The 13,562-nt window shown below is 49.2% G+C and carries 11 protein-coding genes; 7 read left to right on the top strand and 4 right to left on the bottom strand.

Features of this window, described 5'->3' with window-relative positions; translation table 11 throughout:
- Positions 1–23: 23 nt before the first annotated feature.
- Entirely contained in the window at positions 24–1,031 is a 1,008-nt protein-coding gene (tauA, locus tag ACRRS0_RS02040) for a taurine ABC transporter substrate-binding protein (protein ID WP_432454865.1), read from the bottom strand.
- A 205-nt stretch (positions 1,032–1,236) separates the two neighbouring features.
- On the opposite strand from tauA, the gene ACRRS0_RS02035 reads away from it, so the two are divergent.
- Positions 1,237–2,751 carry a PLP-dependent aminotransferase family protein gene (locus ACRRS0_RS02035; protein WP_432454866.1) on the top strand — a complete coding sequence of 505 codons (1,515 nt, stop codon included), beginning with the start codon at positions 1,237–1,239 and terminating at the stop codon, positions 2,749–2,751.
- A 42-nt stretch (positions 2,752–2,793) separates the two neighbouring features.
- On the opposite strand, the gene ACRRS0_RS02030 is transcribed toward ACRRS0_RS02035, so the two are convergent.
- Positions 2,794–3,714 carry a DMT family transporter gene (locus ACRRS0_RS02030; protein WP_432454867.1) on the bottom strand — a complete coding sequence of 307 codons (921 nt, stop codon included), beginning with the start codon at positions 3,712–3,714 and terminating at the stop codon, positions 2,794–2,796.
- 93 nt (positions 3,715–3,807) lie between these two features.
- Between ACRRS0_RS02030 and ACRRS0_RS02025 the strand changes: the two genes are divergently transcribed.
- Positions 3,808–4,716 carry a LysR family transcriptional regulator gene (locus ACRRS0_RS02025; protein ID WP_432454868.1) on the top strand — a complete coding sequence of 303 codons (909 nt, stop codon included), beginning with the start codon at positions 3,808–3,810 and terminating at the stop codon, positions 4,714–4,716.
- Positions 4,717–5,080: 364 nt separating this feature from the next.
- Entirely contained in the window at positions 5,081–5,845 is a 765-nt protein-coding gene (locus tag ACRRS0_RS02020; RefSeq protein WP_432454869.1) for an SDR family oxidoreductase, read from the top strand.
- 18 nt (positions 5,846–5,863) lie between these two features.
- On the opposite strand, the gene ACRRS0_RS02015 is transcribed toward ACRRS0_RS02020, so the two are convergent.
- A complete protein-coding gene (locus ACRRS0_RS02015; protein ID WP_432454870.1) occupies positions 5,864–6,427 on the bottom strand; it encodes a sugar O-acetyltransferase in 564 nt (187 codons plus the stop codon).
- Positions 6,428–6,926: 499 nt separating this feature from the next.
- Between ACRRS0_RS02015 and ilvG the strand changes: the two genes are divergently transcribed.
- The 4 genes from ilvG (at position 6,927) to ilvA (ending at position 12,341) form a co-directional block, all read left to right on the top strand.
- Entirely contained in the window at positions 6,927–8,585 is a 1,659-nt protein-coding gene (gene ilvG / locus ACRRS0_RS02010) for an acetolactate synthase 2 catalytic subunit (RefSeq protein WP_432454871.1), read from the top strand.
- Positions 8,585–8,845: an acetolactate synthase 2 small subunit gene (ilvM, locus tag ACRRS0_RS02005; protein WP_432454872.1), complete on the top strand. Its 261-nt coding sequence runs from the start codon at positions 8,585–8,587 to the stop codon at positions 8,843–8,845. Before ilvG ends, ilvM begins: the two co-directional genes overlap by 1 nt.
- Before the next feature lie 44 nt (positions 8,846–8,889).
- Complete coding sequence (gene ilvD, locus ACRRS0_RS02000) at positions 8,890–10,737, top strand: dihydroxy-acid dehydratase (protein ID WP_432454873.1); 1,848 nt, start codon at positions 8,890–8,892, stop codon at positions 10,735–10,737.
- A 68-nt stretch (positions 10,738–10,805) separates the two neighbouring features.
- Positions 10,806–12,341, top strand: a complete 1,536-nt coding sequence (gene ilvA / locus ACRRS0_RS01995) for a threonine ammonia-lyase, biosynthetic (RefSeq protein WP_432454874.1) — start codon at positions 10,806–10,808, stop codon at positions 12,339–12,341.
- A 49-nt stretch (positions 12,342–12,390) separates the two neighbouring features.
- Here ilvA and aguA read toward each other — a convergent pair whose 3' ends face one another.
- On the bottom strand, positions 12,391–13,497 hold the full coding sequence (gene aguA, locus ACRRS0_RS01990) for an agmatine deiminase (RefSeq protein ID WP_432454875.1): 1,107 nt from the start codon (positions 13,495–13,497) through the stop codon (positions 12,391–12,393).
- Positions 13,498–13,562: the final 65 nt, after the last annotated feature.

Raw genomic sequence — 13,562 nt, 5'->3', positions numbered from 1 at the left:
CCTGTATCACTCACCTGTTCGGCTTACATTTTTGCGGCAGCAGCGGCAAATGAGGGATTCACAAACTTGCTATAGTCTGGCATGAGGTCATTAATTTTCTTTTGCTCTTTCAAAAACTCAGAAGTTGATTTGAGCGACTTACTGGCACCACCCTCGGCACCACAACCTAACCAACTGCAAGAAAGCTGGGTTTTCATGTCTGGAAACTCGTATAGGTCTAATACTTCGGCCACCGTGTTCACATCGCCACCACTGATTTTAGCGATCGATTGTGCGATTGGGTTGGAGGCATCAAAGCTGGTTTTATGCTCTCGATAATCGGCATCTAAATCTGCAACAACCTTAATCATTTTGCTGACAAAATCAGGGTTTGCCGCGGCGAACTCTTTATTTGCCACGAGGCCGTCGAAGGTCGGTTTTCCCCAAGCGCTTAAAGTTGCAGAAGTAATCAACACCTTACCGCTTTGTTTAATTTTTCCCAGAGCTGGATCCCAAATAAAGGCACCATCAATATCACCTCGCTGCCAAGCTGCGGCAATCGAGTTGGGTTGCATATTAATCAGCCGAACATCTTTTTCGCTTAAGCCAAATTGCTCTAGAGCAAACAAGGCATGGAAGTGAGTCGTAGATACAAATGGCACTGCAATCCGTTTACCTTTTAGATCTGAAGGTGCATTAATTCCCGATCCATCGCGAACCACTAAGGCTTCCGCATCTGCGATATTTTCTAAAATCCAAATCAGTTCTATATCAACGCCTCGGCTCACGGCACTGGCGATGGGGCTGGAGCCCGCGGATGCAATATCCAAAGCACCCGAAGCCATTGCCGTCATTGCTTTCACGCCCGAGTCAAAGCGACGCCATTTGATGGTATAGCCAGTCTCTTTTTCCACCAATTTTTCGTTAATCGCGTGTTTCCATGGATTAAACATCCCCTGATAACCAATGGTGACGTCTTTAGCGCTTGCCGTCGATGCCAGCATCAAAGTGGCCAAAGCCGCTATCGCCGTTTTTATCTTTAGCTGTTTCATTGTTAACTCCTTGTTGAACCTGACACGATGCGTGTTGTTTTAAGTTACTGCCTGTAAAAAACCAGCTATAGGGCCAATTTTTTTCAATTGCAGGTCCAAGAAATCACAAACGATAATCCGTCAATTTGGCCAATAAATTGCAGACAATCACCTGTAAAGCGCAGAGAACGATAATATCTCTAGCGAGTTTCATAGGATGTATGGCATGAATGACTTGATGATGAACATTGAACTTCGCCCAGGTAGAAGTTTACAACAGCAAATCAGAGAGCGATTAGTCGAGCTAATTCAACATGACTACTTTGGCGCCAAGGCGCTTCCTTCAAGCCGTAAGCTCGCTCAGCTACTCAAGGTATCGCGCAACACCGTAGTCTTGGTGTACGAGAGCATGGTGGATGAAGGTTACTTAATCGCACATGAGCGGAGCGGCTTTTATGTCAACCCCGAATTAGCGCAACAACCCGCTCTCAAATTGGTGCAATCTCGCCCAGCATTGGACCAGACTCAGGTAAATTGGCAACAAAGGCTACGCAGCACCCCAGCATCTTTTAGCACCTTAAATAAAGATAAAAATTGGCTACGCTACCCCTATCCCTTCATTTATGGACAAATAGAACCAAGCCACTTTCCAATCTATCAATGGCGTGAATGTTCGCGGATCGCGCAAAACCGTAATTGCGTACAAGACTGGGTCGAAGATTACATAGACGTCGACGATAAAGAATTAGTCACCCAAATACGCCAACAGATCTTATCCAAGCGTGGCATTACCGCCAGCAACGAAGAAGTTCTGATCACCCTTGGCACTCAAAACTCACTGTACCTGCTCGCCTCATTATTAGTCACAGAGGACGTTAAGGTGGGGGTCGAGAATCCTGGGTATGCCGATCAACGACATATTTTTAATCAGTGTGGTTCGCGCCCCATCCCTTTAACTCTCGATGAACAAGGCCTGCAATTAGGTCCACAACTAAGTCAGTGTGACTATGTCTGTATTACACCCAGCCATCAATACCCAACAACAGTCACCATGCCCATTGAACGACGCAAGGCGCTTTTAGCACAGGCCAATGCGGACGATTTTGTACTAATTGAAGATGATTATGAGAGTGAAGTAAACTTTAAGGCACAACCTCTACCAGCGCTCAAAAGTATCGACCAACATGGTCGAGTCATCTACATCGGTAGCCTATCTAAATCACTCTCTCCGGGCTTACGGCTTGGCTACCTTGTTGCCAATAAACAACTGGTCGCAGAATTGCGTGCACTGCGCCGGCTGATGTACCGCCACCCGCCCGCCAATAACCAGCGCACCGCCGCGCTATTTATTGGTCAAGGCTATTACGATAGTCATGTGCGCCGAATGCGCCATGTTTATGAACAGAAATGGCAATTTATGTATCAGGGCTTACAACAGCACCTGGGTCAATGCGAACTGCACGCCACCCCAGGAAGTTTCTGCTTTTGGTTGGCATTACCAAGCAATGTCGCAAGTACAGAACTGGTCATCGAAGCAGCAAAACAGGGGATTTTAGTGGAATCTGGCGATAGCCTATTTGCCGAAGAGCATGCGCCCAAAAATTATATTCGTTTAGGATTTTCAGCAATTGAAAACAGCAAAATTGAAACTGGCCTGGCGCAACTCGGCAATGTGCTCAAGCAATTACAGCACAGCAAGGGTGCTTGCAAAGATTATCCAAAATTCACGTCTCTTTGCTGAGCACCCTCCAACTATCTTTAAAGCACCTTTTGTGATTCGGCATTATAGCTGGACAGGTGCTCGTTTTAACAACATCAGGCGTGGGAGCAACAGTCCCGCAATCACAATTAAAATACCTAGTAATTGAAGCTGAGTGACCGCCTGCCCCATCAGGAACGAAGTGAAAACAGCAAATATCGGAACCAGGTTGAAAAACAGCGAGGCATTCGATGCACCGAGATGACGAACCCCATTCAGCCACAGCAAGTACCCGGCAACGGTGCCAAAAACACCAATATATACTAGATCCAGAACACTCAGCAAAGAGCCTTCAAGCACTTCAGTGAGCGGATGAACATTGGGAGTAAGCAAGCACATCAGACCAATCACAGAAGCACCACTCAGCATCCCAAGCAAGGTATATGGAATAACCGGCATCCAACGGCTGATCCCTTGGCTACAGTAGGTATACAGGCTCCAAGCCAGCATCCCCAAAAATATCAGTTTATCGCCATGGTTAATTTTCATTGATACGAGCGTTTCAAGATGCCCATTGGTGACCACCAACAAGACTCCCGATAAGCTAACCAACAAGCTAAGGCATTGCGCAAAAGATGGTAATTTACGTAACACAATACAAGCAATCAGCGAGGTCATTAATGGGCTTAAAGCCATAATCAGTGAGCCATTGGCTGCATTGGTATAAGTTAGTCCAGTAAATAAACCTAAGTTAAGCCCACCCACACCGATTACACTGACCGTAACCACCCATAGCCACTGGTTTAAAGATAGACTCAGTTTCTGCATGTCAGCCCACAGCAAATAAATAAGTAAACACCCTGCTGCAATTACAAATCGCCAAAAAACCAAGGTTAAAGCATGCACTTCATTTAATGCATGTTTACCAATAGGAAAGCAACTCCCCCAAAAAAAGGTACAGAAAACAAGCAACACAACTGCTTTGGTAGTGGAAGAAAAAGTCATGGTCACTCCTAGCGACTTGTCAAAACATGAAGCATAGTGTATTGATTTTATTATCTGGATAAAGAAGCAAAACTAAGACGGTAAATTCCATTTATGAAACCTACTTATTCTCTTGACGATTTACGTTGTTTTTGTGCCGTAGCTCAACTTGGCAGCTTCAAACAAGCCGCAAACCACTTAGGGATGCCCCTATCGACCTTAAGCCGAAGAATTAGCCAATTGGAACAAAATCTCCAATTAAGACTATTGAATAGAGATGCACATCGTGTCTCCTTAACTCATACTGGCGAGCAGTATTTTCAACGTTCAAGTTCTTTATTTGAGGAACTGAATGATATCGATGAAGATCTACATCAAGAAAAGCATCAACCTAAAGGCAAAATTAGAATCACCGCACCCGTCAATGCTGGCGCACAGTTTTTACAAACAATCTTCTATGATTTCTTATTGCAATACCCTGATATCAAATTAGATTTAAGTTTTTCAAATGCCTTAACGGATATTGAAGCAGCAGCGGTAGACGTGGCTTTTCGGGTCGGTAATCCGGCCCTTGAACATTGGATCATCCGCCCCCTAAAACAGATACACTTTATCTTATGCTGTCATCCAGAGCACCCAAGCTACAACATCACCCAGCCCCAGCAACTATGCGCCCATTCAACGGTGATCTGCCGTCCTATGATTCCTTGGCAACTCGTTCACAAGGCCAGTGGGGAAGAGTTTAATCACCATCCGATTCAATCAGTGCGCCTAGAGGTGAATGAAATATTGCTAATGACAAATGCCGTGAAAGCTGGATTAGGTATTGGTTATATTCCAGATTATTTTGCTTTGCCGATGATTGAGCGAGGAGAAATAAAGCAAGTGCTCCCAGAATGGCGCAGCCAAGCCCGTACCCTATCAATGTTATATCGTGACCGAAATAACTTACCACTCCGGGTGAGACTACTCGTAGATTTTGTGTTGCAGCATTTTGATAAGCCCAAGATATCCGAAGCATAAAGTAAAAATGCACGCGAGCCCCTGCAGCCAAATAGTCTACTTCGGTAATGTTTAACCTAAGGGAATCACCCCCTCTGCCAATCTGGATTCAAAACGCCATAGCCCTGGGCTTAACGTCGCACCATTGCCCCACCGAATCCTGGGATGTAAATGTGTAACGCGAATCGCCCTTGGCAGTGCGAAAGTACGACATCTTCAAGCTTTTTCTCACTCACGATGCGGTCGGTGCCTTGGTCCCTTCGGTTCAACCTTTTGGCTCTATAACGAGCAGAACTAACTTCGTTAAGCTGAGCTTCATCAAATAAGCCCTTTAGCGTGACGAGGGCGACCCTCTGCAGCTCAGCATGAAAACAAGGAATTAACTATGAACAACTGCGTCTTCATTACCGGTGCAACTTCGGGCTTTGGTCTGGCCTGCGCCAAGTTATTTGCTCAGCATGGCTGGCCGCTGATCCTCACCGGACGACGGCTGGAGCGCTTAGCCCAGCTAGCCGATGAGTTGGGCTCGCAATGCCCGGTTCACTACGCCAGCCTGGATGTACGCGACAGCCAGCAAGTGGCCGATTTAGTCGCCGACTTACCAGAAAACTTCAAGCAAGTAAGTGTGCTGATCAACAATGCAGGTTTAGCTCTGGGCACCGACCCAAGCCAACAGGCCAAATTGAGCGACTGGCACACCATGATCGATACCAATGTCACCGGGCTGGTGAATGTGACTCACGCCTTACTGCCAAGCTTAAGCCAGCAACCAGTCGCCTCAGTGATTAACTTGGCCTCGATTGCTGCTAACTGGCCCTATCCCGGCAGCCATGTTTACGGCGCGTCGAAGGCTTTTGTGGCGCAGTTTTCGCGGAATTTACGCTGCGATTTAGTGGGAACTGGCGTGCGAGTCACCAGCCTCGAGCCGGGTCTGTCGGAAAGTGAATTCAGCTTGGTACGGTTTGCCGGCGACCAACAAAAATATGACCAGCTGTATGGCAACAGCAATGCACTGCAACCGCAAGATATTGCCAATATTATTTATTGGATCGTCAACCAACCCGCCCACATCAACATTAACAGCTTAGAAGTGATGCCCTGCTCGCAGGCCTGGAACAACTTTAATGTGGTGAAACAAAGCGAATCCTAAGGCTCTACCTACACCGAGCTAATCTTCTGCTTGCTCGGGAACGTCTCGTACGTACCGGGCAGGTACGCCAGCCACCACCGTTCTGGCTACAACATCTTTATTTACCAGCGCCCCGGCGGCGATCACGGCATCGTCGCCAATGTTCACCCCCGGTAAAATATTCGCTCCCATGCCTACCCATACCCGGTCTCCAATGATGACTGGCAAAGCACGCTCTAATCCCGCTAAGCGTTGTTGGCTATTTAAAGGATGTGTCGCCGTAGAGATATGTACTGCTGGGGCAAACATCACGTCATCACCGATGGTTACCGGAGCGCCATCGAGGATCACACAACCATGATTCGCGTAGAAATTCTTTCCGGTAGTAATGTTATAACCATAATCACAAAAAAATGTGGGCTCAATCCATGGGTCAAGGCTGTTTGGCAGCAGTTCTGCCAGCACTTCCGACCGCAGGTCTTCTTCTGGATGCAGTAGATTTAACTCGTAACATAAAGACTTCGCCTCGTGTCGCTCCTCAACCAATTCGCCATCAAAGGCCAAATACAGCTTACCAGCTAACATCTTTTCTTTTTCGGTCATGGCATATCCTTAAATACAATACAGATATGTCTCACATTAGCATGTTTATCAGCGATGCCCAAAACCCTCACTGATTGCCCCAGCAGCCACCCCTCCCACTAAAAAATGAATTAATACCAAGAAAAATCGACTTAATTTTATGCTGTAAATGCAATATAAATAACCAGTAAAAAACAACAAATTGGAATATAGAACTAATGAATCACACTTAATTAGCAAATCAAACTACAATTCGTTTATTTATCCAACAGCCAGCGGAACTTTGCGGAAGAAAAGCAAGCTTGAATCATATTTTATCCTGTGATACTTGTAGCCTATTGTTCGAGGAAAATTATTAAATATGTCTTTTTCAGTTGCTCTAGTCATTAGCGTCGTCCTTGTGGTGATTATTTTATCACCGCGCGGGGATGCGCTGTTGTAACTGAAATAAGCAAACAACACCAAACCCCCGCGCTGCAAAGCTCGGGGGTTTTTTGTTAACGGCGGAAAGGAAATGGGAATGAATGGTGCTCAACAAATTGTAGCGGCTCTAAAAGAACAGGGCGTAGAACAAGTCTTTGGTTATCCGGGGGGCGCAATTATGCCGCTCTACGATGCGCTCTACGACGGAGGCATTAAACATATGCTGACCCGCCATGAGCAGGGCGCAGCAATGGCGGCGGTGGGCTACGCCAGAGCGGGCGCTAACCGCGGCATCAAAGTCGGGGTATGTATAGCCACTTCTGGCCCCGGCGCAACCAACCTGGTCACCGGCCTTGCCGAAGCTCAGCTCGATTCAATTCCGCTGGTGGCCATTACTGGACAGGTTGCCCAGCCAGTGATCGGCACCGACGCCTTTCAAGAGGTCGACGTTTTAGGCATGTCCCTGGCCGTGACCAAACATAGCTTCATGGTTACCGACATCAGCGAGCTCAAACGCACCATTGAACAAGCTTTTGTCATCGCCACCAGTGGTCGCCCGGGTCCGGTGTTAATCGATGTGCCTAAAGACATTCAGTTAGCCGAAATTGAAGAGAGCCAGCCCTACCTCGCCCCAGCCCTGCAGACCAATCCTCCAGAAACGGATGCACTCAAGCAGGCGAAACGCCTACTCAGTCAAGCCAAACAGCCCATCGTCTATGTCGGCGGCGGCGTCGGCATGGCGAACGCGGTTAGCGAATTACGCGCGTTTTTAGATTACACTCAGATCCCGAGTGTCAGCACCCTCAAAGGCATTGGAGCCATCACCGAGCAGCAAGCTTGTTACCTCGGCATGTTAGGCATGCACGGCACCAAAGCCGCCAACCTCAGCGTTCAGGAATGCGATGTCTTATTAGTCATTGGGGCTCGCTTCGACGATCGGGTCACTGGTAAACTCGATGAATTTGCCCCTCACGCCAAAGTGATCCACCTCGATATTGATGCTAGTGAGTTTGGTAAACGCCGAGAACCCGATGTAGCCTTAAGCAGCGACTTAAAACTCACCTTGCCGGCACTGTACTGCTTGTGTGATATTCAGCCATGGCGCGAGCTGGTCACCCAACGTAAACATGATTTTGCCTGGCGCTATGACCATCCGGGCGAGCATATCTTCGCGCCCAGCATGCTGCATCAACTCAGCCAAATGATCGACCAAGACACCGTGGTTGCCTGCGATGTGGGTCAGCACCAGATGTGGGTCGCCCAGCACATGCAATTTAACGGCCCCGAAAACCACCTGTCTAGCGCCGGTTTGGGGACCATGGGCTTTGGCCTGCCAGCAGCCATTGGCGCTCAGTTTGCCCGCCCCAACGATACCGTAATTAATGTCTCCGGTGATGGTTCGTTCATGATGAACGTACAAGAGCTGACCACCATTAAACGTGCTCAGTTACCGGTCAAGATGCTGCTTATCGACAACAATCGTTTGGGTATGGTACGCCAGTGGCAAAACTTGTTTTTTAATGGTCGCTTCAGTGAAACCATCCTCGATGACAACCCTGATTTTGTAAAATTGGCTTCCGCCTTCGATATTCCCGGTGAAACCATTTGCAATAAAATAGAGATCCCAGCTGCCTTAGATAGAATGCTCAACAGTCAAGGGCCCTACCTACTGCACGTTTTAATCGATGCCGAAGAGAATGTATGGCCGCTAGTACCACCTGGGGTCGCCAACGACAAAATGATGGAGGAATGCTAATGGAACATGCACTCACAATCGAAACCCGTAACCAAGCCGATGTACTGGAACGTGTATTACGGGTGACACGTCACCGCGGTTTTTTAGTACAATCGATGAATATTGAACTCAACGCGAAAATTTACTCAATTGAACTCACAGTAAGCAGTGAGCGTCCGGTCGCTCAGCTGTATAATCAATTGATTAAATTATTCGACGTTGAGCAAGTCACCATACAACAATTACAGGTGATGCCCGCTGCCAAAGTGGTCATGGCCTAAACCCAAATATGCAAACGCAAACCAGATTAACGGAGTAAACAGCAATGCCTAAACTGCGAAGTGCCACCACAACCGAAGGCCGTAACATGGCCGGAGCCCGTGCCCTATGGCGTGCAACGGGAACCAAAGAAGAAGATTTCGGTAAGCCGATTATCGCAGTGGTGAATTCATTCACCCAGTTTGTCCCGGGTCACGTTCACCTAAAAGATCTTGGTCAAATGGTGGCTGGCGCAATTGAAGAAGCAGGCGGCGTTGCCAAAGAGTTTAATACCATCGCGGTGGATGATGGCATCGCCATGGGCCACGGCGGCATGTTATACAGCTTACCCTCGCGCGATCTGATTGCTGACTCGGTTGAATACATGGTGAATGCGCATTGCGCCGATGCCATGGTCTGTATTTCTAACTGTGACAAAATCACACCGGGGATGTTAATGGCCGCAATGCGGATCAACATTCCGGTGATTTTTGTCTCGGGCGGACCAATGGAAGCCGGTAAAACCAAACTGAGCGACCAAATCATTAAACTCGATTTGGTGGACGCCATGGTGATGGGTGCCGACAAAAATGTTTCCGATAGTGACAGCGAAGCAGTGGAACGCAGCGCCTGCCCTACCTGTGGTTCTTGTTCTGGCATGTTCACCGCAAACTCGATGAACTGCCTGGCGGAAGCACTCGGTTTAGCCCAGCCGGGCAACGGCTCAATGCTTGCCACCCACGCCGATCGCAAGCAACTGTTCTTAAATGCCGGTAAACGCATCGTTGACTTGTGCACTCGCTACTACCAACAAGATGATGCCAGCGTATTACCCCGTTCTATTGCAACCTTCGAGTCCTTCGAAAATGCCATGACCCTTGATGTGGCCATGGGTGGTTCCACCAATACTGTATTGCACCTGCTCGCGATTGCTCAGGAAGCTGGCGTGGATTACACCATGCAGCACATGGACGAATTGTCCCGTAAAGTACCTCAACTGTGTAAAGTGGCTCCCTCAACCAATAAATACCATATGGAAGACGTGCATCGCGCCGGCGGTATTATGGGCATCCTCGGTGAACTGGATCGCGCCGGTCTCATTCACCGTGAGGTGCCCAACATCATGGGCGAAACCCTCGCTGAAACGCTGGCTAAATGGGATGTAATGCAAACTCAGGATCAGGCCGTGAAAGATTTTTATCGCGCGGGTCCTGCAGGTATTCGCACCACCCAAGCCTTTAGCCAGGATTGCCGCTGGGATGAACTCGATACCGACCGTGCCGAAGGCTGTATTCGTAGCTTGGAGAATGCCTTCAGCCTGGAAGGTGGCCTGGCAGTCTTAAAAGGAAACGTTGCCCTGGACGGCTGTATTGTGAAAACTGCTGGCGTCGATGACGACAACTTGGTATTCCGCGGCCCGGCTTGTATTTTTGAAAGCCAGGATGATGCAGTTGCCGGGATCTTGGATGGTACGGTCAAAGCGGGTGACGTGGTGTTAATTCGCTACGAAGGCCCAAAAGGTGGCCCCGGCATGCAAGAAATGCTTTACCCAACCTCTTACCTTAAATCCATGGGCTTAGGTAAAAAATGTGCCCTGCTAACCGACGGTCGCTTCTCTGGTGGTACCTCGGGTCTGTCAATTGGCCACATTTCGCCAGAAGCCGCCAGTGGTGGCGTGGTTGGTTTAGTTGAACAGGGTGATATCATCGATATCAACATTCCTGAGCGCAGCATTGTACTGGAAGTGAGCGAAGAGCAATTGGCCACACGCCGCGCCGCAATGCAAGCCAAAGGCAGTGACGCCTGGCGCCCAGTGGGACGGGTGCGTGAAGTGAGCACTTCACTGAAGATGTACGCTCACTTCGCCACCAGCGCCGACAAGGGTGCAGTACGCGATAAGAGCAAACTCGGCTAAGCCCTTTCTCGATATCATATTCAGCCCGGTTCGCCGGGCTAATTTAATGCAAGTTGTAGGTTACTACCATGTCTCAAACCTTACCCAGTGCCAACGATTACCTTCGCCGGATCTTACTCTCCCCAGTTTATGAAATCGCTCAGGTAACGCCCTTACAAGAACTCCCCAAATTATCCAAGCGACTGGGCAACCAAATTCTGTTGAAACGCGAAGACCGCCAATCGGTGCACTCTTTTAAGTTACGCGGCGCCTACAATAAAATCGCCCAATTAAGCGAGGCTCAGCGCCAGCGCGGGGTGATTGCCGCCTCGGCCGGTAACCATGCTCAGGGCGTAGCAATGTCGGCGCAACGGCTCAATATTAATGCGATCATCGTGATGCCCACCACCACCCCAGAAATCAAAATAGACTCGGTGCGCGCCATGGGTGCCGATGTACGTTTGATCGGGGACAGTTTCGACGAAGCCAGCCACTACAGTAAACAGCTCGCCGCGGAACGCGGCTATACCCTGATCCCGCCCTTCGATGATGTGGATGTAATCGCCGGACAAGGCACTATTGGCAAAGAGCTACTGGAACAAGACATGCACCTCAACGCGATATTTGTGCCAGTAGGCGGCGGCGGCATCGCCGCGGGGGTGGCGGTATATATCAAACAGCTGATGCCACAGATCAAGATTATTGGGGTAGAAGCGCAAGACTCGGCCTGTTTAAGCGCCGCACTGGCCGCAGGCAAACCGACCCCGCTGGAACGCGTGGGACTATTTGCCGATGGGGTCGCGGTCAAGCTGATTGGCACAGAAACCTTCCGGCTCTGCCAGCGCTATCTGGATGAAGTGATCACCGTCAATTCCGATGAAATTTGTGCGGCAGTCAAAGACATCTTTGAAGATACCCGGGCCATTTCAGAACCTTCCGGCGCACTGGCGCTGGCGGGTTTAAAAGCCTATGCCCAGCAACACAATTTACAAGGCCAGCGCTTGGCGGCGATTTTATCTGGGGCAAACGTTAATTTTCATAACCTGCGTTATGTCTCGGAGCGCACCGAGCTGGGTGAGAAAAAAGAAGCGGTAATGGCGGTGAATATTCCCGAACGCCAGGGCGCTTACCTCGAGTTTGTGGAGCACCTCGGGGGCCGAGCCATTACCGAATTTAACTACCGCTATGCCAATGAGCAACAAGCCAGTATTTTTGTTGGTATTCGGGTTAGTAATAGCGAACAGGAATTGCCGGCACTGCTCGATAGCCTGAGTGCCAGCGGCTATGCGGTGACCAATCTCAGCGACGATGAACTTGCTAAACAGCATGTGCGTTATATGGTGGGAGGCAAACCCGGCAAGGTATTAAACGAGCGGCTATTTAGCTTTGAGTTTCCCGAACAACCCGGTGCCTTGCTCAAGTTTTTACAAACGCTGGGCAACCATTGGAACATTACCCTGTTCCACTACCGTAATCACGGCTCCGCTTACGGACGGGTATTGGCCGGCTTCGAATTACAAGACCGCGATACCGCAGCCTTTACCCAGCATCTGGCACAACTCGGTTTTGACTACAAAGATGAAACCGACAATGCCGCCTATCAATTCTTTTTAGCGCAAAACTAGAGGTTAGAGTCGTGAGCCACTGCCTTAGCACAGTGGCCTGGTAAAGCGCTCACCCTGCAAGCGACTTTGAGCGCGGAATTTGTTGAGTAATGCAGTGAATATTACCGCCGCCCAACACTATTTCGCGGGCCTCGACGCCAATCAGCTGATGTTCAGGGAAGGCCTGTTGCAATACATCCCGAGCCTGCTCATCGGTGCGTTCATCCAACAGCGGAAAGATCACCTGACCATTACTAATCAGAAAGTTTGCATAAGACGCCCCCAAGCGCTCTCCCGCCTGACGTTTCATCCCGGCACTTGGCTCGATCCCTTCAGCTTCTTGCTCACTCATATAAAGGGGACCGGGCATCGGCAGCTGATGTACCTTAATCGCTCGTCCCTTGGCATCGCTTTGGCTGCTTAAAACCTGATAGGCCTTCTTGCTGATGGCATATTGCGGGTCACTGGGGTCATCACAGCAGGTAAGCACCACTTCTCCCGGCTTAACCACATGCATAATGTTATCCACATGGCCATTTGTCTCATCGTCATATAAACCTTGTGGCAGCCAAATCACCTTGTCAATCCCAAGATAATTCTGTAAGTGAGTTTCGATTTGTCGCTTAGACAATCCCGGATTACGGCTGGGATGAAGTAGGCACTCTTCGGTCGTATATAAGGTGCCCTCGCCATCACTGTGGATCGAACCACCTTCCAAAATAAAAGGTGCGCAATAGATATCATCCTCAGTGAGGTTCAACATTTTCTCAGCCACAGCATTGTCGAGATCCCAAGGGAAGTACAGCCCATCGACTAAGCCGCCCCAAGCATTAAATTGCCAACTCACTCCGCGACGCTGCTGCGCTTGATTGAGTAAATAGGTTGCCCCCATGTCACGCATCCAGCAATCGTTATAAGACATTTCAACCACTTTAATCTGCGCTGGTAGTTGCATTCTCGCATTGGCATATTGGGCGTGATTCACCAACATCACCACTGGCGTTCGCCGGGCGATAGCGCTGGCCACCGCAACAAAAGCTTGCTGCGCATACTTTGCGCCCATCCGCCAATTGTCTGGTCGCATTGGCCATGACATCCACACCTCACTATGTGGCTGGTGTTCACCGGGCATGCTAAAACCATCTTCCGCTGGCAGCGTTTTTCGCTGTTGACTCATATATAGCTCCCGAATTGCTTGGCTTGCCATCTCCCCACAGATTGACCAACAGCCAATCAAGGGAG

Source organism: Agarivorans sp. QJM3NY_29, assembly GCF_050870835.2.
Taxonomy (GTDB): Bacteria; Pseudomonadota; Gammaproteobacteria; order Enterobacterales; family Celerinatantimonadaceae; genus Agarivorans.
The sequence above is the reverse complement of the archived record's forward strand: the minus strand, read 5'-3'. Positions and strand labels throughout refer to the sequence as shown.

Excerpts from the sequence above, each read along its gene's own strand:
- tauA (WP_432454865.1), bottom strand. The coding sequence starts at position 1,031 with ATGAAACAGCTAAAGATAAAAACGGCGATAGCGGCTTTGGCCACTTTG.
- ACRRS0_RS02035 (WP_432454866.1), top strand. The coding sequence starts at position 1,237 with ATGAATGACTTGATGATGAACATTGAACTTCGCCCAGGTAGAAGTTTA.
- ACRRS0_RS02030 (WP_432454867.1), bottom strand. The coding sequence starts at position 3,714 with ATGACTTTTTCTTCCACTACCAAAGCAGTTGTGTTGCTTGTTTTCTGT.
- ACRRS0_RS02025 (WP_432454868.1), top strand. The coding sequence starts at position 3,808 with ATGAAACCTACTTATTCTCTTGACGATTTACGTTGTTTTTGTGCCGTA.
- ACRRS0_RS02020 (WP_432454869.1), top strand. The coding sequence starts at position 5,081 with ATGAACAACTGCGTCTTCATTACCGGTGCAACTTCGGGCTTTGGTCTG.
- ACRRS0_RS02015 (WP_432454870.1), bottom strand. The coding sequence starts at position 6,427 with ATGACCGAAAAAGAAAAGATGTTAGCTGGTAAGCTGTATTTGGCCTTT.
- ilvG (WP_432454871.1), top strand. The coding sequence starts at position 6,927 with ATGAATGGTGCTCAACAAATTGTAGCGGCTCTAAAAGAACAGGGCGTA.
- ilvM (WP_432454872.1), top strand. The coding sequence starts at position 8,585 with ATGGAACATGCACTCACAATCGAAACCCGTAACCAAGCCGATGTACTG.
- ilvD (WP_432454873.1), top strand. The coding sequence starts at position 8,890 with ATGCCTAAACTGCGAAGTGCCACCACAACCGAAGGCCGTAACATGGCC.
- ilvA (WP_432454874.1), top strand. The coding sequence starts at position 10,806 with ATGTCTCAAACCTTACCCAGTGCCAACGATTACCTTCGCCGGATCTTA.
- aguA (WP_432454875.1), bottom strand. The coding sequence starts at position 13,497 with ATGAGTCAACAGCGAAAAACGCTGCCAGCGGAAGATGGTTTTAGCATG.